Source organism: Rhizobium sp. L43 (assembly GCF_002531725.1).
Taxonomy (GTDB): Bacteria; Pseudomonadota; Alphaproteobacteria; order Rhizobiales; family Rhizobiaceae; genus Rhizobium.
On sequence record NZ_NWSQ01000032.1, the window covers coordinates 56,759 to 82,820 of the forward strand.

Annotated in this window: 21 protein-coding genes and 1 pseudogene; 13 read left to right on the plus strand and 9 right to left on the minus strand. The window is 59.1% G+C overall.

Features of this window, described 5'->3' with window-relative positions; genetic code table 11:
- Nucleotides 1-36: 36 nt before the first annotated feature.
- The 3 genes from fba to tkt are packed head-to-tail and all read right to left on the minus strand — an operon-like array spanning nucleotide 37 to nucleotide 4,133.
- Nucleotides 37-1,086: a class II fructose-bisphosphate aldolase gene (gene fba / locus CO667_RS29365; protein WP_064843708.1), complete on the minus strand. Its 1,050-nt coding sequence runs from the start codon at nucleotides 1,084-1,086 to the stop codon at nucleotides 37-39.
- 6 nt (nucleotides 1,087-1,092) lie between these two features.
- Nucleotides 1,093-2,115: a class 1 fructose-bisphosphatase gene (locus tag CO667_RS29370; RefSeq protein WP_064843707.1), complete on the minus strand. Its 1,023-nt coding sequence runs from the start codon at nucleotides 2,113-2,115 to the stop codon at nucleotides 1,093-1,095.
- Nucleotides 2,112-4,133, minus strand: coding sequence for a transketolase (tkt, locus tag CO667_RS29375; RefSeq protein WP_237359380.1), 2,022 nt, complete (start codon nucleotides 4,131-4,133; stop codon nucleotides 2,112-2,114). Before tkt ends, CO667_RS29370 begins: the two co-directional genes overlap by 4 nt.
- A gap of 429 nt (nucleotides 4,134-4,562) precedes the next feature.
- On the opposite strand from tkt, the gene CO667_RS29380 reads away from it, so the two are divergent.
- From CO667_RS29380 to CO667_RS29425, 10 genes and pseudogenes are all read left to right on the plus strand, one after another.
- Entirely contained in the window at nucleotides 4,563-5,693 is a 1,131-nt protein-coding gene (locus CO667_RS29380; protein ID WP_096771278.1) for a substrate-binding domain-containing protein, read from the plus strand.
- 55 nt (nucleotides 5,694-5,748) lie between these two features.
- Nucleotides 5,749-7,332 (plus strand): sugar ABC transporter ATP-binding protein, encoded by a 1,584-nt coding sequence (locus CO667_RS29385; RefSeq protein WP_064843704.1) that lies wholly within the window; start codon nucleotides 5,749-5,751, stop codon nucleotides 7,330-7,332.
- Nucleotides 7,322-8,299 (plus strand): ABC transporter permease, encoded by a 978-nt coding sequence (locus CO667_RS29390; protein WP_064843703.1) that lies wholly within the window; start codon nucleotides 7,322-7,324, stop codon nucleotides 8,297-8,299. The genes CO667_RS29385 and CO667_RS29390 overlap by 11 nt, the downstream gene beginning before the upstream one ends.
- Nucleotides 8,300-8,328: 29 nt before the next feature.
- Nucleotides 8,329-9,189, plus strand: coding sequence for an NAD(P)-dependent oxidoreductase (locus CO667_RS29395; RefSeq protein ID WP_064843702.1), 861 nt, complete (start codon nucleotides 8,329-8,331; stop codon nucleotides 9,187-9,189).
- 28 nt (nucleotides 9,190-9,217) lie between these two features.
- Nucleotides 9,218-9,928, plus strand: a complete 711-nt coding sequence (locus CO667_RS29400; RefSeq protein ID WP_040113969.1) for a GntR family transcriptional regulator — start codon at nucleotides 9,218-9,220, stop codon at nucleotides 9,926-9,928.
- 12 nt (nucleotides 9,929-9,940) lie between these two features.
- Entirely contained in the window at nucleotides 9,941-11,056 is a 1,116-nt protein-coding gene (locus tag CO667_RS29405) for an isocitrate/isopropylmalate dehydrogenase family protein (protein ID WP_064843701.1), read from the plus strand.
- Nucleotides 11,053-11,382 carry an antibiotic biosynthesis monooxygenase gene (locus tag CO667_RS29410; RefSeq protein WP_064843700.1) on the plus strand — a complete coding sequence of 110 codons (330 nt, stop codon included), beginning with the start codon at nucleotides 11,053-11,055 and terminating at the stop codon, nucleotides 11,380-11,382. The genes CO667_RS29405 and CO667_RS29410 overlap by 4 nt, the downstream gene beginning before the upstream one ends.
- The gene (locus CO667_RS29415; protein ID WP_064843699.1) at nucleotides 11,379-12,089 is read left to right on the plus strand and encodes a haloacid dehalogenase type II; all 711 of its coding nucleotides are present in this window, start codon (nucleotides 11,379-11,381) and stop codon (nucleotides 12,087-12,089) included. The genes CO667_RS29410 and CO667_RS29415 overlap by 4 nt, the downstream gene beginning before the upstream one ends.
- 14 nt (nucleotides 12,090-12,103) lie before the next feature.
- Complete coding sequence (locus tag CO667_RS29420; protein WP_064843698.1) at nucleotides 12,104-13,582, plus strand: aldehyde dehydrogenase; 1,479 nt, start codon at nucleotides 12,104-12,106, stop codon at nucleotides 13,580-13,582.
- A 3-nt stretch (nucleotides 13,583-13,585) separates the two neighbouring features.
- A pseudogene (locus CO667_RS29425) lies at nucleotides 13,586-13,735 on the plus strand (four-carbon acid sugar kinase family protein); the annotation flags it as partial.
- Between the two features lie 183 nt (nucleotides 13,736-13,918).
- Here CO667_RS29425 and CO667_RS29430 read toward each other — a convergent pair.
- Nucleotides 13,919-14,752, minus strand: a complete 834-nt coding sequence (locus tag CO667_RS29430; protein WP_096771279.1) for an oxidoreductase — start codon at nucleotides 14,750-14,752, stop codon at nucleotides 13,919-13,921.
- A gap of 390 nt (nucleotides 14,753-15,142) precedes the next feature.
- Between CO667_RS29430 and serA the strand changes: the two genes are divergently transcribed.
- Nucleotides 15,143-16,381 carry a phosphoglycerate dehydrogenase gene (gene serA, locus CO667_RS29435; RefSeq protein ID WP_096771280.1) on the plus strand — a complete coding sequence of 413 codons (1,239 nt, stop codon included), beginning with the start codon at nucleotides 15,143-15,145 and terminating at the stop codon, nucleotides 16,379-16,381.
- Between the two features lie 329 nt (nucleotides 16,382-16,710).
- On the opposite strand, the gene CO667_RS29440 is transcribed toward serA, so the two are convergent.
- Both CO667_RS29440 and CO667_RS29445 read right to left on the minus strand, forming a co-directional pair.
- Complete coding sequence (locus CO667_RS29440) at nucleotides 16,711-17,277, minus strand: hypothetical protein (protein ID WP_088395843.1); 567 nt, start codon at nucleotides 17,275-17,277, stop codon at nucleotides 16,711-16,713.
- Nucleotides 17,278-17,406: 129 nt separating this feature from the next.
- On the minus strand, nucleotides 17,407-18,081 hold the full coding sequence (locus CO667_RS29445; protein WP_081284270.1) for a transcriptional regulator: 675 nt from the start codon (nucleotides 18,079-18,081) through the stop codon (nucleotides 17,407-17,409).
- A 457-nt stretch (nucleotides 18,082-18,538) separates the two neighbouring features.
- Here CO667_RS29445 and CO667_RS29450 point away from each other — a divergent pair, with 457 nt between their 5' ends.
- Nucleotides 18,539-19,132 (plus strand): DUF6088 family protein, encoded by a 594-nt coding sequence (locus CO667_RS29450; RefSeq protein ID WP_096771281.1) that lies wholly within the window; start codon nucleotides 18,539-18,541, stop codon nucleotides 19,130-19,132.
- Nucleotides 19,125-20,147, plus strand: coding sequence for a nucleotidyl transferase AbiEii/AbiGii toxin family protein (locus CO667_RS29455; RefSeq protein WP_096771282.1), 1,023 nt, complete (start codon nucleotides 19,125-19,127; stop codon nucleotides 20,145-20,147). Before CO667_RS29450 ends, CO667_RS29455 begins: the two co-directional genes overlap by 8 nt.
- 211 nt (nucleotides 20,148-20,358) lie before the next feature.
- Here CO667_RS29455 and CO667_RS29460 read toward each other — a convergent pair whose 3' ends face one another.
- The 3 genes from CO667_RS29460 to CO667_RS29470 all read right to left on the minus strand — a co-directional run.
- Nucleotides 20,359-21,669, minus strand: coding sequence for an HlyD family type I secretion periplasmic adaptor subunit (locus tag CO667_RS29460; protein ID WP_096771283.1), 1,311 nt, complete (start codon nucleotides 21,667-21,669; stop codon nucleotides 20,359-20,361).
- The gene (locus CO667_RS29465; RefSeq protein WP_245424573.1) at nucleotides 21,666-23,465 is read right to left on the minus strand and encodes a type I secretion system permease/ATPase; all 1,800 of its coding nucleotides are present in this window, start codon (nucleotides 23,463-23,465) and stop codon (nucleotides 21,666-21,668) included. Before CO667_RS29465 ends, CO667_RS29460 begins: the two co-directional genes overlap by 4 nt.
- Nucleotides 23,437-26,062 (minus strand): calcium-binding protein (locus CO667_RS29470; protein ID WP_280951749.1); only part of this gene is annotated, 2,626 nt, incomplete at its 5' end. The genes CO667_RS29470 and CO667_RS29465, both read right to left, overlap by 29 nt.

Genomic DNA, 26,062 nt, shown 5'->3' on the forward strand with positions numbered 1-26,062 from the left:
CTTCACCACGTTTGCGTTCGAACTGCTGTGACCTACCTAGAGCGAGCCGGCTCGATACCGCTTCGCCATTTCCGCGAGTGGCACGACGTTGATAGAGCTTGCGCGCCCTGCCGTTCCGAAAGCTTCGAATCTTTCGCGACAAAGCTTCGAAAGCGCCGTCATTGCGGGCTTCAAATATTTGCGAGGGTCGAATTCTGTCGGATCTTCGGACAGCACTCGGCGCACCTGCCCGGTCATTGCCATGCGGCAATCCGTGTCGATGTTGACCTTTCGCACACCATGCCGAATGCCGCGCAGGATTTCCTCGAGCGGCACGCCCCAGGTGGGCTTCATCCGCCCGCCGAAGCGATTGAAGATTTCCTGCAACTCCTCCGGCACGCTTGACGAACCGTGCATGACGAGATGGGTATTCGGAAGTTTCCGGTGGATCGCCTCGATAACATCCATTGCCAGCACGTCACCGTCCGGCCGGCGTGAGAACTTGTAGGCGCCATGGCTGGTGCCCATTGCGACGGCAAGCGCATCCACCTTGGTCTCCGCGACAAATTTCGCCGCCTCCTCCGGATCGGTCAGAAGCTGATGCGGATCGAGCTTGCCTTCGACGCCGTGACCGTCTTCCGCCTCGCCCGCACCGGTCTCAAGCGAGCCCAGAACGCCAAGCTCCCCTTCCACCGAAACCCCTGCCCAATGGGCCGTGTCGCTGACGCTTCTCGTGACCTTGACGTTGTAGTCCCAATCCGCCGCGGTTTTCCCGTCAGCAAGGATCGATCCGTCCATCATTACGGACGTAAAACCATGCTGGATCGCGGTGACGCAGGTGCTCGGTTCGTTTCCGTGGTCAAGATGGACGCAAACGGGGATATGCGGATAGATTTCCGTCACCGCCTCCATCATGTGCTTGAGCATGATGTCGTTGACATAGGCTCGCGCCCCACGGCTCGCCTGGAGGATGACAGGCGAATCCGTTCCGTCGGCCGCTTCCATGATGGCAAGCGCCTGTTCCATGTTGTTAATGTTGAACGCCGGGACGCCGTAGCCGTGTTCGGCGGCATCATCCAGCAGCTGGCGGAGAGTAATCCTGGCCATGACATGTTACTCGCTGGTTGGATTGGAATTGAGATAGCTTGCGATCACGTCGACCTCCGTCGCCGAACCGAAAACCAGCGGCGTGCGGCAATGGTGAGAGGTCGGGATCTTGTCCAGGATGGCGGTCGTGCCGTCGGTGGCCCGCCCCCCGGCCTGCTCCATCAGGAACGCGATCGGATTCGCTTCATACACCAGTCGAAGGCGCCCATTTTCAAAGCCGGGTCGCTTGTCGCCGGCGTAGAAGAACACACCGCCCCTGATCAGGATCCGGTGGAGCTCTCCGACTGCCGATCCGAGCCAACGCATGTTGAAATCACGGCCGCGCGTTCCCTCCTTGCCGGTCAGACAATCCTGAAGATACAGGCTCATGGCAGGGTGAAGGTGACGGTGGTTGGAAGCGTTATATGCAAGCTCGGACGTGTCGCAAGGTATCAGAACCTGCCTTTTGACGATCAGGAACTCGCCGGTTTGGGGATGCATCGTCGCCAGCAGCACACCCTCACCGACCGAAAAGCCCAAATCGACGGTGTTGCCGAATGAGACATAACCGGCCGCGGCCTGGCGCTTTCCAGGGGTTAAAAAGGGATCTTCAGCTTCGCAGAAAGGCATGATCGAGAAGATCGTGCCGACGGGCGTGCCCAGCCCGACATTGCCTGAACCGTCGATCGGGTCGATTGCGACCGCAAAATGCTGGCCATTGAGCATAACTGGCGCGTCGGCCTCCTCGGACAGGACCCTGGCAGCGCCTGCGCGTGCGAGTATTTCGATGAACAACTCGTGCGACGCGATGTCGATTGCCTTTTGCGCATCACCGTCGGTATTTGATCCGACAAGGTGGGCCAGATCGCCCTCCAGGGAACCGGCTGCGATGCGTGCGGATAAAAGACAGGCGGCATCCAACACACCGTTGATTAGAGCCGCCACCCCCTGACGGGACAAATCTTCACCAGCCCAGGTCGAGAGGTACTCATCGACAGAACCATACTGGACGCCCGCTTCGTCATTTCCGGGTGTCGCCGGCGCGCTCATTGCTTGCCCCTTATCCTTGCTAGGGCGCGCGTGACGATTGCGTCACGCGTGATCCCAAATTGCTCGTACAGCGTCTCGGCCGGCGCAGACGCTCCGAAGCCGGACATCCCGATCACGTCGTCTTCGCTGTCGACATACCTAGTCCAGCCGAACTTCGAGAGCGCTTCCACGGCAATGCGCGGCGCGTTGCCGAGGACCGAGCTGCGGTAATCCTTGGGCTGCTTTTCGAAGAGATCCCAGCTCGGCATCGAGACGACAGCGGCGGGAACGTTTCTCGCCTCAAGCTCGTCGGCAGCCTGGATCGCAAGCGCGACTTCCGTTCCAGTGGCGATGATTGTGACGGCACGTTCGCTGCTCGCTTCCCGCAGCACATAGGCTCCCCGTGCGCAGCGATTGATGCCGTCACGCTGGGCGCGCAGTTGCGGGACATTCTGCCGCGAGAGCGCCAAAACCGACGGCGTGTTCTTGCTGGTTATTGCAAGATCCCAGCATTCCAGCGTCTCGATGGTGTCGGCGGGCCGGAATACATGCAAGTTCGGCATTGCCCTGAGGCTGGCAAGATGCTCGACCGGCTGGTGCGTCGGACCGTCTTCGCCAAGACCGATCGAGTCATGCGTCATCACGAAGATAGAGCGGACGCCCATCAGAGCCGCCACACGAATGGCATTGCGGCAATAATCCGAGAAGACGAGGAACGTGCCACCATAGGGTATGACGCCGCCGTGAGCCGCCATACCGTTCATCGCGGCGGCCATGGCAAACTCTCTAACGCCATAGCTGACATACCGCCCGCTTGCAGCGGCGGTGAAATCGCTGTCGACGGCCGGAACCCGGGTCAAGTTTGAGTGGGTGAGGTCAGCGGACCCGCCGATCATTTCCGGAAGCAGCTCCGTCAGCGCTTCCAGTGCGATCTGGCTTGCCTTACGCGTTGCCACTGATTGCGGCTTGTCGAGCAGCTTTGCCTTGGCGGCGTTGACCGCTTCCTCATATCGCGCTGGCAATGAGCCGGCGGTGCGGCGTTCAAACTCACTTCTGACATCTGCGCCCGCTGCTTCGAGCCGCGCTTGCCAGTCCTTGCGCGCCTTGGCGCCCTTCGCGCCGACTTCGCGCCAAGTTTTGAGGATTGGAGCAGGAATCTCGAAAGTGTCCGCCGTCCAGCCATAGACTGCCTTCGTCGCGGCGGCTTCGCTGGCGCCGAGCGGTGCACCATGTACGGAGCTTGTTCCTGCCCTTGACGGAGAGCCGTATCCAATGATGGTTTTCAGGGCTATGAGGGATGGTCTGGATGCTTCCGCCTTCGCCTGCGAGATCGCCGCGTCGATCGCATCCGGATCATGACCGTCAACGCGCTGCGTGTGCCATCCGTACGCGTCGAACCTCGCGAGCACATCTTCTGAAAACGCGATTGCGGTCGAGCCGTCGATGGTGATGGAGTTGTCGTCGTAAAGGACGATCAACTTGCCGAGCTGCAGGTGGCCGGCCAGCGAAGCAGCTTCCTGACCAACACCTTCCATGAGACACCCATCTCCACAGAAAACGTACGTCCGGTGATCGACAAGCGCTGCGCCAAATTCGGTTGATAGGCGCCGCTCCGCAATAGCCATTCCGACAGCCGACGCGATCCCCTGTCCGAGCGGCCCGGTGGTCGTCTCGACGCCAGCGGTGTGCCCATATTCGGGATGACCTGGCGTTTTGGAGCCCCATTGGCGGAAGTTGCGAACCTGCTCAATGGTCATGTCTTTGTACCCGGTGAGGTGCAGAAGGCTGTAGAGCAGCATCGAGCCATGGCCGTTCGACAGGACGAAACGATCGCGGTCCGGCCAGCCAGGTTCGCTTGAATCGAACTTGAGGTGCCGGCCGAACAGCACCGCCGCCGCATCAGCCATGCCCATGGGCATTCCGGGGTGCCCGGACTTTGCGGCCTCAACCGCGTCGATCGACAGGACACGGATAGCGTTCGCGAGATCGCGGATCGAAACTGCTGCTGTCAATTCTTCCTCCCCATAAACCGCGACCAATGTGGCGCATTTTTCTGGACATCACAATATCAGAACACAAAATAACGCAATACACACGATAAACATAACAATATCACATTCCGCTGCGACTGCGAAGAGTCTGCCCATCGACATCATACCTCATACCTTATACCTCTGTATTTGCGCAATAGCTTTTATTTGGCTACCGCGTCCATCGGGAGCCGGAAGGATCGTCCCGGGTCGCTTTCACGGGGGCGGTCTGCCTCGATCCGTTTGGTGGCAAACGGACAAGACGACCACCGTGATGACTACCGCGTTGGGCACTCACGGGTGGTTGAAACCATTCCAAATGCGGAATGCTCGATGCGGCTCGCCGATGTTTCCCGACATTTCTTCAGTTGACAGCTTTTACAAATGCATTAACGTATACGTTATTGAACTCAATAGGCCTTAAAGGGAGGAACCGAAATGCCTTTGACGATGCGCAAGTCCTTACAGATGATCGCCCTTGCCACTGCCCTCGGCGGTAGCGCTGCCTATGCGCCGAGCGCCTTCGCGGTCGATATCGATAAACAGATCAAGGATATTGAAAGTCACCCGGCAAGCGGGCCCAACGGCGAAAAAGCGACCCTCGCGAGCGACCTGAAGCTATCCGCCGAAGAGATCGAAAAGATCAAGGCGAAGCATGCCAAAGCGGCCATTGTGATGCACTACACGGCGTCTGACTGGGCCAAGGCCCAGATGGCCGGGCAAAAGAAGGCCCTGGAAGAGCTCGGCGTCGAAATCGTTGCGACGACTGATGCTGGATATCGCGCGGAGCAGCAAGTTTCAGACATCGAAAGCGTCATGGCGCTCAAACCTGACGTCATGATTACCGTTCCCGCCGAGCAGTCAGCCACGGCCGCAGCATACAAGAAAGCTGCTGCCGCTGGCATTAAGATCATCTTCCTTGACCAGACCGGCGCCGGGATGAAGGCTGGCAAAGACTATGTGAGCCTCGTCTCTTCCGACAACCGCGGGATGGGAAAGGTCGCCGCACTGCTCATGGCCAAGGCGCTCGACGGCAAGGGCGAAATTGGTCTCATCCCGCATGCGTCCGACCTTTTTGCCACCAAAGAACGCGTGGTCGGCTTCGAGGAAGCGATCAAGGATTATCCGGATATTAAGGTCGTCCAGGAGACCGGTGTCGGAGGCCCTGATTTCTCAAGCGAATCCGAGCGCGTCGCCTCCGCAATGCTGACGGCCCACCCCAACCTCAATGGCATCTGGGCCGTGTGGGACGTGCCAACAGAAGGCGTCCTGTCAGCGGCGCGCGCAGCGGGCGCGTCCAAGAGCCTCGTCATCACCACTTGCGACCTTGGCGTCAACATCTCGATCGACATGGCTAAGAAGGGTTACGTCAAGGGAACCGGATCCCAGCGTCCGTACGGCGCCGGTTATGCCGAGGGCATCCTTGCCGGATACGCCCTTCTCGGAAAGGACGCACCTCCCTACGTCGTGCTCCCGGCCCTTGCGGTGACCCGCGATAACCTGATCGAGGCGTGGCCGCAGTCGAACGGCGACCAGGCACCGAAGATTCTCACCGACGCAATGAACTAACGGTGCGCGGGAGCGGCTCCGACCGCTCCCCGTGCCCCAGCGGCGGACAACGACCATGAACACTCAAGCAGTCACCGAAACCCTCGCCGCCGTCAGGATGAGCAACGTGAGGAAATCGTTTGGCGGCGTGCACGCATTGCGCGGTGTCAGCCTGACGATCCAACCCGGGACAATCCATGCGCTGGTCGGCGAAAATGGCGCCGGCAAGTCTACGCTGTTGAAGATCCTGCAGGGCGTGGTCACACCCACGGAGGGATCCATCGAGGTTTTTGGCGAGCACATGTCGTCCAGCTCTCCGGAGAATTCCCGCAGGCTCGGCATTGAGATGATCTTCCAGGACCTCAGCCTGATCCCCACCCTCTCGGTCGCCCAGAACATTTTCCTGAACCGGGAGCCCCGCCGCCTGTCGATCTTGGTCGACGAACGCAGGGAAATCGCACAGGCAGCCGAGATCATCGGCCAGCTCAACCTCAGGGTTGATCCGAGGACGCCTGTTTTTGAACTCAGCCCCGGCCAGGCCCAGCTGACCGAGATCGCCAAGGCCATCCACCAAGACGCCAGGATCCTTATCCTTGACGAACCAACCTCGTCGCTGAGCGCACAGGAAGCCGACACTCTGTTCGGCATGTTGAAGAAGCTCACTGCGGCGGGAACAGCCGTGATCTACGTTTCCCATCGCATGACCGAGATCATGACGATCGCCGACGAGATTACAATTCTCCGCGACGGTCAGAACGTGACCTCCGGGAAGACATCCGAATTCACGCTCGACTCGATCGTGCAGCACATGGTCGGCAAGCGTGTCACCGGCTTCCAATACCAGGCGCGCGCCATTGATCGCAGCGGCAAACCCGCGCTGAGCGTACGTGGCCTTTCGGGCCCTTCGGGAAAACCCAGCGATGTCAGCTTCGACGTCCACAAGGGCGAGATTGTGGGAATAGCAGGCCTCATGGGCGCTGGCCGGAGCGAGCTTGCCCGCCTTCTTTTCGGCGTCGATAAGAAAACTGCGGGAACCGTAGAACTCGGCGACACTGCCGTTGAGTTCAAGTCACCTTCGGATGCGATCAAGGCAGGCATCGTCCTTGTTCCGGAGAGCCGCCACGAGGAAGGTCTGGTTGTCGAGCACAGCGTCGGCGACAATCTTGGACTGCCGCAGATCGGTCAGCTCGTCCGCGGTCCCTTCATCGATCGTCGACGCGAGGGAACACTGACCTCCGATCTCATCAAGCAACTGAGGATCAAGACGCCGTCCGCTGACAACAAGGTCAGGAACCTTTCCGGCGGCAACCAGCAGAAGATCGTTATTGCCAAATGGCTAGCGATTGATCCTTCGGTTGTCATTCTCGACGAACCGACAGCAGGCGTAGACATCGGTTCAAAGGCCGAGATCGTAGAACTCATTCGGAGCGTCGCCTCCTCCGGAAAGTCCGTCATCGTCATCTCGTCGGAACCAGCCGAGCTTCTGGCAACGAGCGACCGCATCCTGGTCATGAACAACGGACGTCTCGCGCGCGAAATCGAGCGCGACGAAATCGAAAGCTGGGCCACGATTGCCGGCGACGAAACTCAATCTCCGCTGATCCGCACCGAACTCGGTCTGCAGGTCGCGATTCAGAAGGCAACCCAAAATGTCCACTGAAGCCAAGACATTGAACACAGAGACGGATGCAACCCACATGCGGCCGTGGCACAGCAACTGGCGCGACTACGTCGTCTACATCGGCTTCGTCGTCATCTTCATCGTCTTCGCGATCTTGCTGCAGGATCGCGGATTCCTATCTTCAAACAACCTGCTCAACATCCTGCGGCAGACTGCGATCGTCGCCATCGTTTCCATGGCAATGTCGTTCGTACTCTCGGCGGGCGAGATCGACCTCTCGGTCGGAGCCATTGCCGGATTGTCGTCGGTGGTCGCTGGCCTGGTGCTGAGCAAGTACGGTCTATTCCCCGGCATTCTCGCGGGCTTGACCCTCGGGCTGCTGGTAGGCGCCATAAACGGCGGCCTGACTGCCTATCTCAACATCCCGTCGTTCTTGGTGACGCTCGGCATGATGGGGATCGCGCGAGGGGTCGGAATGTGGGTAAGCGGCACTTCGCCTGTTCCAATTATCAACGACCCGTTCATTTTCGTCTTTGGTTCCGGCAACATCGGCCCTGTTCCTGTCCTCGTTGTCTGGGTCGCCGTTCTGGGCATGATCGCCCATATCGCGCTCCGAAAGACACCGTTCGGCCGCAAGGTCATGTCGGCAGGCGGAAACTCGGTCGCAGCTCGCTACAGCGGAGTCGATGTCCGGAAAATCAAGTTCCAGGTGCTGCTACTGACGGGGATGGCCGCTGCGATCGCTGGCATGCTCTATGCTGGACGCCTGCAGTCTGGACGCTTCCAGCTTGGCGAAGGTGATGAGCTGTCTGTCATTGCAGCCGTGGTTCTCGGCGGTACCAGCCTATTCGGCGGACGCGGCACCGTGATCGGTTCCATCGTCGGTGCCCTGCTCATCGGTGTCATCAACAACGGTCTTATTCTTGGCGGCCTCGACTACAGCCAGCAGCTCATCGCGCGCGGAATGCTCATCATCCTGGCTGTGGCGGTCGGCCGAAGCCGCTAACCTGGAAGGTTCTACGGAGGTATTAGGATATGAGAGTTTTAGTCACAGGCGGCAGCGGCAAACTGGGTAGAGCCACGATCAAGCATCTGGTTGAGAGCGGCCACGACGTCATCAACGCGGATACGATCGCTCCGCCAGAAAACCTCTGCCCCTTCGTCAAGGTCGATTTCGAGGATATGCGCGCCACGATCGAGGCGATCAGTGGCTTTGATTGGGACCACAATCGCAACACTGAAGCCGTCGTCCATCTGGCCGCTGTGCCGATGCCGGGGCGCGTTGCTCCTGCGGATGTTTTCCGGGTCAACACCATCTCGACGTTCAATGTTTTCGAGTCATGCCGCTTGCTCGGCATCAAGAACATCGTGTGGGCGTCGAGCGAGACCCTGCTCGGCATTCCTTACGAGATCAAGCCTGACTATCTGCCGGCGGACGAGAATTATCAGTCGCGCCCGGAAACCTCCTATTCCCTCTCGAAGCATCTCGGCGAGGAGATGGCAAAGCAGTATTGCCGCTGGGACAGCGAGCTCAAGATCGTTTGCCTACGCTTCTCCAACGTTATGGACGAGAGCGAGTATGCCGACTTCCCGGCCTTCGAGCAGAACCCGGGCAGCAGACGCTTCAACCTTTGGACCTATATCGACGCCCGCGACGGGGCACAGGCGATCCGTCGCTCGCTCGAGTGGAGCGGCAAAGGTGCCGAGGTGTTCATCATCGCAAACGACGATGGGGTCATGACCACCTCCAACGAGGAACTCGTCAGGAGGTGGTATTCGGGGGTCCCGTTCAAGAAGCAGATCGGGAACAACGAAACCTTGCTGTCAATCGACAAAGCAAAGAGCGTTCTCGGATACCAGCCTGAACATAGCTGGCGAAAATATGTAGGCTCCTGAGAAATCAGCCAGCTTGAAGGGAAAGAAAATGCCGACCAGGAAACAGACAGCACCGGTCTCAGAGATCAAAGAGGACGCCTTCGCGAAAACAATGACCGCGACAGCGCACCTTCGGTTGCGCCAGCTCATCCTGGATAACAAGTGGGCGCCCGGTTACCAGGCGACCGAACAGGAAGTCGCCTCCCAGTTGGGAATGAGTCGGACGCCCGTGAGGGAGGCGCTCATGCGCCTCCAGCAGGACGGACTTGTTTCGGTTATCCCGAGGCATGGAATGCGGGTCCTGCCGATTTCTATTTCTGACATGAAGGAAATTTACGAAATCCTGACGTCGCTGGAGAGTACGGCTGCAGAGCTGGCCGCCAGCCGCCAGCTTTCCGAGGATCAACTCCGGGGTCTCGAAAAGGCTACCGCCGATATGGACCATGCGCTTTCGCAAGATGACTTGGAGCGCTGGGCGCAGGCGGACGCGAGATTTCATGAGCAACTGCTCGAACTTGGCGGCAACCAGATGCTCAAGTCGGTCGTCCTCAATTTCATCGACCGCGCACATCGCGTCAGGATGGTGACGCTGAAGATGCGTCCTAAGCCCGTCAACTCAACCCGCGAACATGCAGAACTCGTGCAAGCAATCCGCGAAGGCGATCGCGAAAAGGCACGAAACATTCACAAGGCGCACCGGGAGCGGGCAGGCAAGGAACTGCTCGACCTCCTCGAGCGCCTCGGCCTCAACCACCTCTAGGACAGGTTTCAAATGTCATCGTTGAACAACACTCTCAAGATCGCAGTCCTTCCCGGCGACGGGATCGGCAGGGAAGTCATGCCTGCCTGCATGGAATTGATCGACGCCGCCGTCGGCCAGGCGGGCGCGCCACCGCTCGTGTTTGAGACGCATCAGGCCGGTGCGCAGCACTACGCGGAGACCGGCCAGGCCCTGCCCGCCGCCGCGCTCGAGGCCTGCCGGACATCCGACGCAATCCTCTTCGGCGCGATGGGCTGGCCCGACATCCGCTTCCCGGACGGGACGGAAATCATTCCGCAGCTCGACCTGCGCATGGAGTTCGGCCTGTTTGCAGGTGTCCGTCCGATCCGGTGGTTTCCGGGCCTTCCGAAAGTGCTGTCCGATCCTCGCGCCGAAGGAATCGACTTCGTGCTGGTCCGCGAGCAGACAGAAGGCCTGTTTTATGCGCGCGGGCGCGGCGAGGTCCTGAACAACCAGGAGGCCTACGACACGATGCAGATCACGCGGGCCGGCACCGAGCGCGTTACCGAATTCGCTTTCCAGCTCGCCGCCCAGCGCAAACGTCGCGGCAAGCCCGGCACGGTGACCTGCGTCGACAAGGCGAATGTCTTCAGTTCGATGGCTTTCTTCCGCAAGGTCTTCGATGAGATCGCTGCAAAGCACCCTGAGTTGCACAGGGACTATGCCTACGTCGACGCGCTAGCGCTCAACATGGTGAAGAAGCCCTGGACGCTCGACGTGCTGGTGACAGAGAACATGTTCGGCGACATCCTTTCCGACCTTGCGGCCGGCCTGATCGGCGGCATGGGGATGGCCCCTTCGGCGGACATCGGTGATACCCACGGCCTCTTCCAGCCGGCACACGGGACCGCTCCCGATATCGCGGGTAAGGGCGTCGCCAATCCGGGCGCAATGTTCCTGTCAGGAGCGATGATGCTCGACTGGCTAGCGGTAAAGCACGGCGATCAGCGGCTTGCTGACGCCGCCGGGCTGATCGAGGCGGCGGTCGAGCACACCTTGTCGACAAAGATCGCGGTTCCAATGGAGTATGGCGGAAGCGCCAATTGCGCGGAGATGACGCGCAGCGTGATCGGCGCTCTGGGTGCCGTCCGCGAGGAGGTCGCATGAGTTCGGCATCCACAGGCTTCGTCGTGGTCGTTGAGTTCGTCGTTCGGAGCCAGTTCGCCGATAATTTCCATGCGGCGATAATCGAGAATGCGGCGACGTCGCTGCGCGACGAACCAAACTGCGAAGTGTTCGATGTCTGCCGCGATCCTGAGCGGCCGGAGCGCACCTACCTCTATGAAGTCTACGGCTCAAAAGCCGATTTCGACTTCCACCTGAAGACGCCGCACTTCCTGAGCTTTGATGCGATGGTTCGAGACTGGGTGGCCGAAAAGCGAGTGGAAACGTTCGAGCGCGTTTCGTCCCACAAGAAGGAGGGCGCTAGATGACCAATAGCGTCAAGGCCATTGTCTTCGACACGTTCGGCACGGTCGTCGACTGGCGGGGTTCAATCATCCGCGATCTCACCGGCTGGGGCGCGACGGAAGGCGTGGAGATCGACTGGCCCGGCCTCGTCGACCGCTGGCGAGACCGTTACAATCCCCAGAAAGCGCGGGTGCGCAGCGGCGAGTTGCCGTGGACGAACCTGGACGAACTTCACCTCGATGCCTTGAAGGCAGTGTTCGCAGAGATGGGGCTGGCCGAACTAGACCACGACCGGATGATGCACGTCAACAAGGTCTGGCATCGCCTGGACGGCTGGCCCGACGCATCGCGCGGGCTACACCGGCTGAAGTCGAAGTTTATCATCGGCCCGCTGTCCAACGCCAATGTCGCGATTCTCGTCAACATGGCAAAGCTTGCCGACTTGCCGTGGGACAACGTGTTCTCCTGCGAGCTTTTCCAGCACTACAAGCCCGATCCGGAGACCTACCTCGGGGTCTGCAAACTCCTTTATCTGGAGCCCGGGGCCGTCATGATGTGCGCTGCCCACAACTACGATCTTGCCGCCGCGCGCAGCCTTGGCCTTAAAACCGCATTCATCGCACGACCCACCGAATACGGCGAGGGTCAGACGACCGACCTCACAGCCGAGCAGCGCTGGGATTACGTCGCCGACGATCTCGAAGACCTCGCCCGACAACTCGGATGCTAGAAGAGAGAAAGACAATGCAGACATACAAGATGTTCATCGACGGCAAGTGGGAAGACGCTGCCAATGGAGATACGTTCGAGACGAAGAACCCTTTCAACGGGCAGACCTGGGCCGCTATTCCGAAGGGCGGCAGGGAAGATGCGGAACGAGCAGTCGAGGCTGCGCACCGCGCCTTCACGAGCGGTCCGTGGCCGAAGCTCACCGCGAGCGCCCGCGGACACCTTCTTCGGCGTCTTGGCGACCTGATCGCCGAGAAAGCGGAGCATCTCGCGACGATCGAGGTTACGGACAACGGCAAGCTCATCAACGAGATGCTGTTTCAGCTCAAGTACATCCCGCAGTGGTACTACTACTTCGGCGGGCTGGCGGACAAGATCGAAGGAGCGGTCATCCCGATCGATAAGGCGGACACCTTCAACTTCACTCGTAATGAGCCGCTCGGCGTCTGCGTCGGGATTACGCCGTGGAACTCCCCTCTCCTGCTGCTCGCCTACAAGCTGGCACCGGCACTCGCCGCAGGGAACACCTTCGTGGCAAAGCCCTCGGAGTTCACGTCTGCTTCGACCCTTGAGTTCGCAAAGCTCGTCGAACAGGCTGGCTTTCCCGCGGGCGTCTTCAACGTCGTCACAGGGTTCGGCGCGGATGTCGGCGAGACGCTGACGACCCACAAGTACGTCGCCAAGATCGCTTTCACGGGAAGTGAAGGCACCGGGCGCAAGATCGGCGAGCTTGCAGCGCGCAACTTCAAGAAGGTTACGCTTGAACTCGGCGGCAAGAGCCCGCACATCGTCTTCGACGATGCGGAGATCGACAATGCCGTCAACGGGGTGATCTCCGGCATCTTCGCTGCCACCGGTCAGACATGTATCGCGGGCTCACGGTTGCTCGTGCAGCGAAAGATCCACGACCAGTTTCTCGAGAAGATCGTCAACCTCGCAAAAACGGCGAGAATGGGCGATCCGCTATTGACGTCGACGCAGGTTGGCCCCGTGACGACGCCGCCGCAACTCGAGAAGATCCTCGGCTATATCGACATCGCAAAAGGCGAGGGCGCCGAATGCGTTCTCGGTGGGGGGCGGCCGGACAATGCCGAGCTCTCCAGGGGCTGGTTCGTCGAACCTACGATTTTCTCCGGGGTCCGAAACGACATGCGCATCGCGCAGGAGGAGGTCTTCGGCCCGGTTCTGGCGGTCATCCCCTTCGACAGCGATGAGGAAGCCGTGCATATTGCCAATGACACCAATTACGGGCTGGCCGCGGGCTTCTGGACCCAGGACATGCGTCGTATCCTGAAAGTTTCGGCCGCCATCCAGGCTGGCACGGTCTGGGTCAACACTTACCGCGTCATCAGCTATATGTCGCCTCTTGGAGGCTACAAGCACTCCGGCATCGGTCGCGAGAATGGCATCGCGTCGATCCAGAACTACATGCAGACGAAGAGCGTGATGATCTCGACCGCTGACGACGTCGCCAACCCCTTCATCATGAGGTGATCCGTGGTGGCCGCCGGAAAGTTGCTGGTCGGCTGCGTGGCCGACGATTTCACGGGAGCGACCGACGTCGCGAACATCTTCGCGCGCGCCGGCCTCAAAACGACGGTGCTGATCGGCGTTCCTGAAGACGACCGGGACATTGACGCCGACGTGAGCTCGGCTCTAATGGGCTCGCCCGGGCTACGGCACGCTTTGAAGCCGGCGAACGCTGCGAGACATTGTCACTGGATTCCCAGTCTCGCTCGGGCCCCAAGCTCTGATACGGAAACTGAAAGGACGTCTCCCTTTTCCGCGATACGCACCAATAGCGTCATCGCAGAAGCCACCCGAACAACGTCAATCCCGATCCGCGGCGCGGCTGACCGCTTCTCGCTTCGCGATCTCCTGACGGACCTGCTCGAGTTTATTGAGAATGCCGTCATAGCTGATATTGCCAAGCGGCAGTCGCAGAGGCTTGTCCTCGTCATGAGCGACATTGACAATCGCCACGGCCGCCTTTGCCGGATCCCCTGGCTCGTTGCCGACGTTCTGTCGGAAGGACGCGCGCTGGCCACCCGCCGTATTGCCGTAATCGGCGATTTCACCGTCCGGTGGTACTTCATGTGCTGAGTTGCCAGCCCAATCCGTCGCAAACGGGCCGGGCTCGATGAGGACGATGTCAATACCGAGCGGCTGCAATTCCTGCGAGAGCGATTCAGAAATAGCTTCCACAGCGAACTTGGACGCGCAGTACCATCCGACAGCCGGAAAAGCTCGGATGCCTCCGACGGACGAGACGTTTATGATGGTACCTGAGCGCCGCGCCCGCATGGCAGGAAGAAACGCATTGGTGACGTTGACAAGACCAAAAACGTTTATCTCCATCATTCGTCGAATTTCCGCCTCCTGGCTTTCCTCGACCGCAGCGAAATAGCCAATCCCAGCGTTGTTGAAGAGGAGGTCGATGTGGCCAAAGCGTGCTTGGGCAGCGGCTACGCTGTGCTTGATCTCTTCGGAATTGGTGACGTCGAGTTGAATCGCCGCGACGCCTTCGGGAGAAAGTGCCACAAGGTCTTGAAGCGCTTCGACGGAACGAGCGGTTGCGGCGACTTTATCACCGCGGCGAATGGCTTCCTCGGCGACAGCGCGACCGAAACCGCGGGATGCACCTGTGATGAACCATGTTTTCATTTGCTAATACTCCACATTGCTGAGGTGGTGCCGCTACCAGCGACGCATCAGCGATATGGGTTGGATTTCGATTTGGTTGAGATCACATGACATCATCACTGCGTTGAGCTAAGCTCATCTGCAATCCACAAAAGCCGCGCGACGCGTGCGTTGGCCGGCGACAATTCCGCAGACAAGGCAGTCGTCGCACGGCTCTATGACCAGTTCGGCTTCAATAGGAAATGATGTAGATCTTTGGACAATGCGGAACTGTCCGCTGGCGCGCCATATGTTCTACCGCCGGAGTCGGTTATTATGTGCAAATGTCCGTGGATCTGACTGAATCCTGTTGCCCTGTCTGTGGGCTTTTGTGGCCTCTTCTTAATGAATTCCAAAATCGAGAGCAATCCAATGTCCCGACCTCTTTCGCTTCCGCGCGACCGGATTTCCGTACTTCTGCTTGAAGGGATCAGTCAGAGCGCGGTGGACTACTTTTCGTCATCAGGCTACGTCAATCTCACGCATCTGCCGAAGGCTCTGGATGACAAGGATCTTAAAAGTCATATAGCCGAAGCACATATTGTGGGAATTCGCTCACGCACATATCTGACAGAGGAAATCTTCAGATCGGCTAAGAAGCTCATGGCCGTCGGCTGTTTTTCTGTGGGGACAAATCAGGTCGATCTGGATGCGGCCCGCCGACGCGGGATACCCGTGTTCAACGCTCCCTATTCAAATACGCGCTCGGTCGCCGAGCTTGTGATCGGTGAGATCATCATGCTGACCAGGCGGATCTTCCCGCGTTCGGCTTCGGCTCATGAAGGCGGATGGGAAAAATCTGCCGTCGGCAGTCGTGAGGTTCGCGGGAAAACGCTGGGCATCGTTGGCTATGGCAATATCGGTTCGCAGCTTGGCGTTCTTGCGGAAAGTATGGGCATGAACGTGCGCTATTTCGATCCCTCGGACAAGCTTCGCCACGGCAATACAGAATCGATGGCGACGCTCGGGGCACTGCTCGAAATCTCAGATTATGTGACGATGCATGTTCCAGAGACCAGATCAACGCGAAACATGATCACTGAGGCTGAACTGCGCCGAATGAAAAAGGGAGCCGTTTTTATCAACAATTCCCGCGGGACCGTGGTCGATCTTGAGGCGCTTGCGACGGTTTTGAAAGAAGGGCATCTCGCAGGCGCGGCTGTGGACGTGTTCCCGAAAGAGCCGGCATCCAATAAAGAACTTTTCAAGACGCCGCTACAGGGTTTGGACAATGTAATTCTGACGCCACATATCGGCGGCTCAACCGAAGAAGCGCAGGAGCGCATCGGAGGGGAAGTCTCAAGGAAGCTCGTCGAATATTCGGACGTCGGTTCGACGCTGGGCGCGGTCAATTTTCCCCAGGTTCAACTGCCTCCGCGACCGAACGGCACACGTTTCATCCATGTTCATGAAAATCGCCCTGGCATCTTGAACAGTTTGAATATGATTTTTTCGTCCCGCGGACTAAATATCGTCGGCGAATTCCTGCAGACCTACGGCGAGATGGGTTATGTGGTGATTGAGGCCGAGAGCATTGGCCAGAGAGCGGGTGACATCCTTGATGAAATTCGCCAGATTCCGGGAACGATACGCGCTCGATTGCTTTACTAACCCGGTGGATTGCGCGTCATTTCGCTTTGGCCTAAACGTTTGCGAATTTGCGACTTATGCTGGCGCTATGTCCGTTGTCGATTCATTGGTCCGCGATCTCTGGAGGCGGACCGGTGGTCGAAGAAGAACTGGCCGTAAGCAGCGTCCCCTGGCACGTTGGCTGAAACTCGTTGATTGTCGTCGGAGATTTCGGCCATCAACACATCGCAAGTTGCGCCACATGTCATCGTCGCCTTTACATGCACTCCCAGCATCTAGCCCACTATGCAAGTTGACCAGGGTCGAACGCCCATTCAAATGCGTAGAGCAAAATCAACTCGGCCCCACGTTCACCGTTCAAATCGCTCCAGCATTTTTCTTAACTGCGCGTTTTGCAGCGTTAGCTTTCTCGCCAGCTGCCCCCTGAGCACCCTGATCTCTTCATCGAGCCTTATCTCCTCTGCAATGTGTGCGATCTGGGATACGGGCGAAACGTTCGCAACCGCTACCGCTTCCTTGCTGCGACGTCTTTGCTTTCGCGGTGCCACTTTGACAGTTCGCCTGATCTGCGTAGTATCATCATGTGCAGCGGTGACGTCGATACCAGTACCGCCGGATAAAGCCTGATTAGCGGCCTGCCCAATTTTTGCTGCACCGCGTTCGACCCTATCGCGGGCACCGTTTTTGGCTTCATCCGAATGCACCGGCTCTACGGAAATTGCAGCGGCTTGACCATGACGAGGTAGCTCCTCGCTAACCGGTCGATCAGCGCCATTCACGCTCTCCTCGGCAGGCGCTTCAGTCGGACCGGAAATAGGCAACGCCACCGACGTAACCTTCTCGTTCGAGCCGCTTTCTCTTTTTTGTTGGCGTCCAGGTGAGATCAGACGGGCAAGAAATTTCCAGGGAGACGCCATCTATCCGACCTCGCGATTTATCCCGCAAGCAGGCAGTGAGTTTTAGTTCCGGCAACAGCATTCACCGTTGCCAAATTGTATCTCTCGATAAGCATGGAAATGCGGCCGGCGATTGACCAGCCGCTTTTGTCAATCGAGCTTGAGCCGTTTGCGCAGATCGGCATTTTCAGCGCGAAGTTTTTCAGCCAGAAGCTTGCGCAGTCGCTGATTTTCCTCTTCCAACTGCAGGAGATCCGCCATCTCATCGATCGCCGTCATCGGCGCGACCGGCGCTGTCTGCACAGCCTTTGGAGTGCGGCGCACAGGTGCGCGTTTGGCGCTCGCCGTAACTTCGATCACCTTTGCCTTGCGCCTTCTCCTTTTCACACCACCGGCGGCGACCAGAGCAACTGCTGGCTCTGCCGCAGCGTCAGCTGACGGCGTCTCAAGTGCCGCGGTTTTCTTGGCCCGGAGTTTGCGCTGTTTCTTCGGCGCAATAGGCGTTTCGACAACGGTCGGCACATCGGCACTGGTTGCAGTATCAGTCTCGTCGGCCATGCTTATCTCCTGTGTGTCTGATGCAGTTGTCGACGGCCCGAGAGGCGCTGTCAACAACGGCTCGACCTGATCTGCTTTTGGTAAAGACATTTCGCAGTCGGATTTGCCACTCTGAGAGCTACCCGACAGAAACGGCATTGCCTCTTCCTCCAGGTCGCGAGCGACGGATTTCAAATCAACGTTGCCCCAGATCGAGTTTGACCTGGTATCGAGTTTTCGCCTGCCGGTTTTGTACTCGACGGCAAAACTGCGTTGCACTTTTTTCAATACAAGAGGCCTTGGAGAATCCACGGGATGGTTTGCTGATGTTGGTACATCACGAATAGCGCCTACCGGACCACGCGTCTATACCTACCGTCATAATCGGTCCACCCCACCATTTCGGGAGCAGAATATGTGGCCAATCGAATGGGGCTGATGGCGGTCCATACTGAAAGGAAGCGGCGACCTGTAGTTTGTCCGAGACATACATAGGTTCCCGACGATCCATTATGCGATCTTCCTGGCCTAAAACGCGAACTCTATGGCAACAAGCCGGTCGCTGGCCTCGAGAGCTCTGGCCTGCCGGCGACGTTCGACGCCTTGCATAGGCAGCGGGCGCCTTCCTCGATCTTCCCAGAAAGAATACGAACGCGGCAAAAAAATACCAGTATGACACGCGTCGTCTTCCCCTCTCATTGCAAACTGTCAGAAAACTGTATATATTTCTGACAGGAGACATGCCATGCAAAAGCTGACGTCACAAATCATGGGCCATGCTGAACGACTGCCGGAAGGGTCCGCGCTTTCGGCAAAGAGCTTTTTGCATCTCGGAAATCGTGCCGCCCTGGACCAGGCTCTGTCGCGCCTGGCCGAGCGTGGCGAGCTCGTCCGGGCCGGCCGTGGTATCTATATGCGGCCCGTCAAAAGTCGTTTTGGCAGTCGGCTGCCGACGGTCGAACAGGCCGTAGAGGCAGTGGCGCAGCAGCGCGGCGAGGTCATTGTCTCAAACGGCGCCGCCGCTGCGAATTCCCTGGGCCTGACCACCCAGGTCCCGGTCCGCTCCGTCTACCTTACATCCGGCCGCAGCCGGACGATGAACCTTGGACAGCAAACGGTCGAGCTTAGGCATGTCCCTCGCTGGCAACTGGCCTTGGCCGATCGGCCCGCCGGCGTGGCGGTCCGTGCGCTCGCCTGGCTTGGGCCCGAGAAGGCCGATGAAGCACTGTCGCGGATCAAGCGAAAGCTGCCGCCAGACGCGTTCGGCGAGTTAGTGGCGGCGGCTCCGCAGTTCCCGACTTGGCTTGCAAGAAGCGTGGGAAAGGCTGCGCATGGCTGATCAGTTCCTGACCTTGTCAAAGGACGACCGGCGCGAAGCCTTGGCCGTGGCGGCCGACCGCACCGGACGGCCCATTCACCTGCTCGAAAAGGATGTCTGGGTCGTCTGGACGCTGCAGACGCTCTTTTCGTCCAAGCTCGGCGAGCACCTCGTCTTCAAGGGCGGCACTTCGCTTTCGAAAGGCTACGGCGTCATCAAAAGGTTCTCCGAGGACGTCGACCTGACCTATGATATCCGCGCCCTGGCGCCGGACCTGGTCGGCGATAATGATGAGGCGCTGCCGAAAACCCGCAGCGAAGAGAAACGCTGGACCAGCGAAGTACGGAAGCGGCTTCCGGTCTGGGTTTCGGAGTCGGTGGAGCCGGTCATCGCCGGTGCGCTGCGCGATCAATCTCTTCCGGCGGCAATTCGCCTCGAGGATGATACGCTCTATCTGGACTATGACGCGGTGAGCAGCGGATCCGGTTATGTCGCCCGGAGCGTCATGCTCGAATTCGGGGCCCGATCCACCGGCGAGCCAGCCAGTATTCGCGATGTCGACTGCGACGCCGCGGGTCAGGTCGATGGTGTCGAATTTCCGAAGGCGAGCCCCCGCGTCATGCACGCGGAGCGGACGTTCTGGGAGAAGGCGACGGCAATCCATGTCTTCTGCCTGCAGGAGCGCCTCCGCGGCGATCGTTTTGCTCGTCATTGGCATGACGTCGTCCGGTTGAACGATGCTGGTTTCGCCGACAAGGCATTCGCGGATCGGCAGCTCGCCAATGCCGTGGCGAAACACAAATCAATGTTCTTTGCGGAAAAGGCGGCCGACCGCTCGCCCATCGACTACGCCGCAGCCGTCAATGGCAATCTGGTTCTGACACCCTCCGGAGAAGGTCTGCGCGCACTCGGTGAGGATTACGCGCGCATGGTCGACGACGGTCTGCTGCTCGGCGATTCCGAGCCGTTCGAACACCTGATCGAACGATGCACGCAAATTCAGGCGCGCGCCAACAAAGCCGACACGCCGAAATAGCCGAAATTTGAAAGGAACAGGACCGTCGACCCCGCTATTTTCAGTGTCAGTGGCGTAACCGGTATTTATGGAACGACTTTAATGGAAGTTTCGCTACCTCAGTCACCCGACACTATCCTACGCGGCCCCAGGGAATGCCGAACGGTCGAGAGTGTCGGCATTGGTCAGCTGTCTTTCTTCCCCCGGTCGGTGATTAAGGCGCCGCATCTTTTTATTCTTCCTTGAAGGCTCGCGCGACCTGATCCATGAGAGGCTTCGTCAAATATGCCAGCGCCGTTCGTTCGCCGGTCTGTATGAAGGCTTCGACCGGCATGCCGGGAACGGGCGTGACCTGGCCAAGCCTCTGCCATTCGCCATCGGAAACCTTGGTACGGACGACGTAGTAGCTGAGGCCCGAGCGCTGATCGCTCGTCAGGTCTGCTGCAACACTGGTCACGACACCATTCAGCTCCGGCGTGTTCCGCTGGCTGAAGGCAGAAAATCTCAAATGCACCATCTGTCCGATGGACACTTGATCGATATCGGTCGGCATCAGCTTGACTTCGGCAACGAGGGCATCGCGATCCGGAACGATCTGCATGATCGCTTCTCCCGGAGCGATGACGGCGCCGGATGCGTGCACGGCAAGCTGATGCACAATGCCGCCCTGCGGCGCGCGAATGTCGATACGTTGCAAATCATCCTGAGCAGCGACCAGGCGTTCGGAATATTCGCCGATATCTCCCTCGGCCTGTCGAAGCTGGTCGGAGACCTCGCTACGCTGGTCATCATCGATCTGGATGATCTGGAGTTCTGTTTCCGTGACCTTACCCTTCGTCTGTGCTTCGGTCGCGACGAGGTTGCCGAGCTCGCCAGTGAGGCTCGCGGCCTCACGCTGCAACGCATATACCCGGTTGGCGGGAACGAGCCCTTGATCGAACAAGCGCTGAATGCTTTCCAGTTCCTTTTCGATCAGCGCAATCTCCTGGCGCTTGCCGGTTTCCTGGGCGACCAGACCCTCGGCTTCCTGCTTGAGTTGCTCGATCCGCTCACGCAATTGCGCCTTTCGCCCCACCAGCGATGACCGGCGGTTGGCAAAGAGGCGTTTCTCGCCCTCGATCGAGCGCGCGGCCTCTGGATCGCTGGCCTTTGCCAGCAACTCTTCGGAAAAAGCGATCGACTGTGTGCCGTCGCGTTCCGCTACAAGCCGAGCCGTCCTTGCGGAAAGCTCGTTCAGCCGCTTGGTTACGATGGCGAGATTGGCGCGGGTCTGGGTATCGTCCAAATGGATGAGGATCTGGCCGGCTTCCACCAGATCTCCATTCTTGACGAATATCTGGCCGACGGTACCGCCTTTCTGATGCTGTACCGGCTTCACATAAGTGTCAACGACGACCATTCCGGAGGCGATGACCGCGCCTGAAAGGTGGGTGGTGGCAGCGAGACCGCCCATCACACCGCCGAGTAGGACGACGATGCTGAGGGCGGCTACCGTCAGCTTGCGGATGGCGCCTTCCGCCGATGGCGCTCCGACATCGCTCATGTTCCCGTCTCCTCGCCGCCGATCAGCAGGCGCATCGGCTGCGGGGTCGCCGTGGCTGGCCTCGCCGTGGTCTTTTTCAATACTTCGTCCTTCGGACCGAAGGCCTGCATCTGGCCATTGCCCATGACAAGAACCTGATCGACTGCCGTGAGCGCGCTCGGCCGGTGTGCGATCACAATCGCAATCCCTCCCCTCGCGCGAACCCCAGAGATCGCTTTCGTCAGGGCCGCCTCGCCATCGGCATCAAGGTTGGAATTAGGCTCGTCGAGAACCACCAGAAACGGCTCGCCATAGAGTGCGCGAGCAAGCGCTATGCGCTGGCGCTGACCGGCCGAGAGCACCGATCCCTGTTCTCCGACCTTGGTGTCAAACCCATCTGAAAATTGCACGATCATGTCGTAGACGCCAGCTGCCTTCGCTGCGGCGATGACAGTCTCGGAGTCGGCCTTTGGGTCAAACCGTGCAATGTTCTGCGCGATCGACCCATCGAAAAGCGAGACATCCTGTGGCAGATAACCGAGATGGCGGCCGAGTTCGTGCGGATCCCACTGGGTAAGGAGAGCCTGGTCGAGCCTTACCGCGCCGCCCAAGGGCAACCAAAGGCCGGTGATTGCGCGGGCGAGTGTGGATTTTCCTGATGCGCTCGGACCGATAACGCCAACTGCCTCTCCTGCCGAAACCTTGAAGGAGACGCCGCGAAGAATAGGGCTGCGCCCGCCCGGCGCGGCGATCTGCAGGTTCTCGACGATCAGGTTTTCCCGCGGCGCCGGTAGATCGACCTCGCGCTGCTCCGACGACATGAGCGTCATCAGCTTAGTCAGCCGCCCCCAGCTTTGCCGGGCGGCAACGAAGCCTTTCCATTGCCCGATGGCGAGTTCTACGGGCGCCAGGGCGCGGCTCACCAAAATGGAACTAGCAATCATGATGCCGCCAGTTGCCTCCTGACGGATCACCAGAAGGGCGCCGACGGCGAGCACGCCCGACTGCAGCATCATGCGCAGGATTTTCGATGCCGTCGCCAGCCCGCCCGTGACCGTGCTGGCGGCAACGTGGTTTGCCAGATATTTTCGGTTGAGCTCGGTCCAACGCTCACCGATGAAATGGCCGAAGCCCATGGCGAGGACGGCTTCCGAGTTCCGTTTGGTCGCTTCGGCAAGATTGATGCGCTCGGCGGCAAGCTTGGCTGCTTCCTTCGCCGGCTGCCGCGACCGAACCTCGGTAAGCATGGTCAAGGCGATAAGGATCAGTGCACCGGCAAGCGCAGTCACTCCGATCCAAATGTGGAAGAGGAAACAAAGGAAAAGATAGAACGGCATCCAGGGCATGTCGAACAGCGCGGTCGGCCCCGGTCCCGACAGAAAACCGCGGACGGTATCGAGATCCCGCACGCACTGTAGCCCGTCGCCCGGCATCTGCATGCGCGACGGCAATAAGACGAGAGAGCCGTAAACGCGGTCACCGAAACGTTCGTCGACCGCAGTGCCAACCCGGACGAGCAACATCGACCGGATCAATTCCAAGACGCCCTGGAAGACGAACAGCGTTGCGGCGATGATCCCGAGTCCCACCAATGTCGGCAGGCTACGGCCGGGAATGACCCGGTCGTAGACCTGAAGCATGAAAAATGAGCCGGTCAGAGCAAGGATATTGATGACGCAGCTTGTCAGGCCGACTCCGAGGAAGGCCTTTCGAAGCGACGAGAGAACCGCCACAAGGAATACTTGTGACGACTGTTCTGCAGCCTTGTTCAAGACGATTTCCTCTTTCTCACGCTGCAGCCGTGAAGCGGAAATCATCCTGGTGCAGGCTTGTCAGCGCGACGTTCTTCAAAGTGATCGACGTGTTGGCGTCATGAGTAATCAACGTGTCTGCTCCGACCTGGGTGGCGGCCGCCATCACCGATGCAAAATCCGCGAAGAGGTCGTCACTGATGTCGAGGACATCACCAATGCCCGCACCGGCGGAGAAATCTGTCACCGTATCTTTGCCGAAGTCAGCCTTGAACACGAAAGTGTCATTTCCACCCACCCCGCGAAGAGTGTCGTTGCCAGCCCCGCCCTGGATTGTATCGGCGCCATACGTCCCCCAGATGATGTCGTCGCCGGCGGTCTGCTGGTCGGCTACATAGCGTGCCGCGATCTGAGTCTTGTTCCAGACGGTGCCGTCGGCAAAACGAACGAATTCGACACCAGCATCGCCCCAGAGCTGGTTATCGACAACGATGGAGCCTGTCATCCCTTGGAATGACAGCTTCATGTCGTTCACATCGCTCGTGACGTGTGAGAAGACAACGTCTGTTACCGCAATTCCGGCACCAAACTCGAGGACGTTGTTGCGGCTGCTTTGGTAGTCGAAGATAGCGTCGTCGCCATCGCCGACGTTGTACACGTAGACGTCGTTACCGCCGCCGCCGTCCAGGCGGTCGTTGCCCGCCCCGCCGGCTAGACGGTCGTTGCCATCGTAGCCGGCAATCGTGTCATTGCCGGCGCCGCCGACTACATTGTCGGATAGGTTCGTTGCCCAAATGGTGTCATCACCATCCGTCGTTTGACCCGCGACATATCGACGAGCGATCTCGGCATCATCCCAGATCGTGCCGTCGGCGAACCGAATAAACTCGACGCCGGCGTCGCCCCAGTGCTGATTATCGAGCACGATGGAGCCAGCCATCGATTGAAATGTCAGTTTCATATCGGCCGCATCGCTCGCGACACGTGAAAACACTACGTCCGCTGCCGAAATTCCGGCACCGAATTCGAGAACGTTGTTGCGGCTGCTTTGGTAGTCGAAGATAGCGTCGTCGCCATCGCCGCCGTTGTACACGTAGACGTCGTTGCCGCCGCCGCCGTCCAGCCGGTCGTTGCCTGCCTCGCCGATAAGACGGTCGTTGCCGTCGTAGGCTACGATCGTGTCATTGCCGGCGCCGCCGAATACGTTGTCGGATAGGTTCGTTGCCCAAATCGTGTCGTCACCAGCCGTCTTTTGATCTGCAACGTATCTGCGAGCGATCTCGGCATCGTCCCATAGGGTGCCGTCGGCAAACCGAATGAACTCCACACCGGCGTCACCCCAATGCTGATTGTCGAGCACGATCGAGCCGGACAATGAGCGGAACGTCAGCTTTATGTCGGCCGCGTCGCTCGCGACGCGTGAAAACACCACGTCCGCTGAAGAGATCCCCTGCCTGAACTCCAAAACATTGTCGCGACTGCCGGTGTAGTCGAAAATCACGTCGTCCCCATCGCCTGCCTCGTAGACGTAGACGTCGGTACCGCCGCTGCCGTCAAGGCGATCGTTACCTGTCCCGCCGACCAGACGATCGTTGCCGCCAAAGGTAGTCAGGGTGTCATCGCCCGCACCACCCGTTGCCAGGTCGGATAGATTCGTACCCCAGATGATGTCGTTGCCGGACGTCTGCTGGTCCGCAACATACCGACGCAACATCTCTGTTTCGTTCCAGACCGTACCATCGGCGAACTGAATGAACTCAACACCCGCATCGCTCCAAAGCTGACCGTCGAGCGTGATCGATCCAGACATCGAGCGGAAGGCGAGCTTAATATCGTTCGAGTCTGCGGCAACGCGCGCGAAAACAACATCGCTGGCGTCTATTCCAAGTCCAAGTACGAGTCGATTATCACGAGACCCTCGGTAGTCGAAAATGACATCATTTCCGTCGGCGGGTCGATAAATATAGGTGTCGGTGCCTTCCTTGCCTTCAAGTCGGTCGTCGCCCGCACCCGCATCGATGATGTCATTCGCCGTCGTTCCGGCAAGTGTATCGTTACCTGAGGTTCCATAGATTGCCAGCAGCCCCGTGAGCGCAGTATCCAACGCGCCCGCGGCACCACCGAGAACCTCGCCATCCTTGAAGACGATCGACTCGACGCCTCCGGCAGTATCGAATTGGTTCTTCAGCGTAATCGTTTCGCCGGTTGCGAGGACTGTGATGATCAAGTCGCTTGCGGATGTTGTCGACCGAGCAAAGAGAACTTGACTCTTGAGCAAGTCATCCAGCCTGAGAACATCGCTATCGGTTCCCGACGTCGGCTCGTCGATGATGTCGTTGCCATCACCTGCAAGATAGATGTACGCATCACTGCCGGCCCCGCCCTTCAAGGTGTCGTTGCCCAGTCCTGCACGCAACACATCTGCGGCCGAAGATCCGGTGATGATGTCGTTGCCGACGGTGCCTCCAGTATAGGCGATATGTGTCAGCATGTCCGCCCGCGTCCAAATCGTGCCGTCGGCAAAGACGATCTTCTCAAGGCCGCTCTGATAGTACTCGTTGAGATTGCCCTGGAGCAGGATGGAGCCGCCATCGCCCGCACCCGCCGCACTCTCGGCGATGACAAGCGTCACATCGTTGCCGTTGCGCACCAGCGTCACGTCG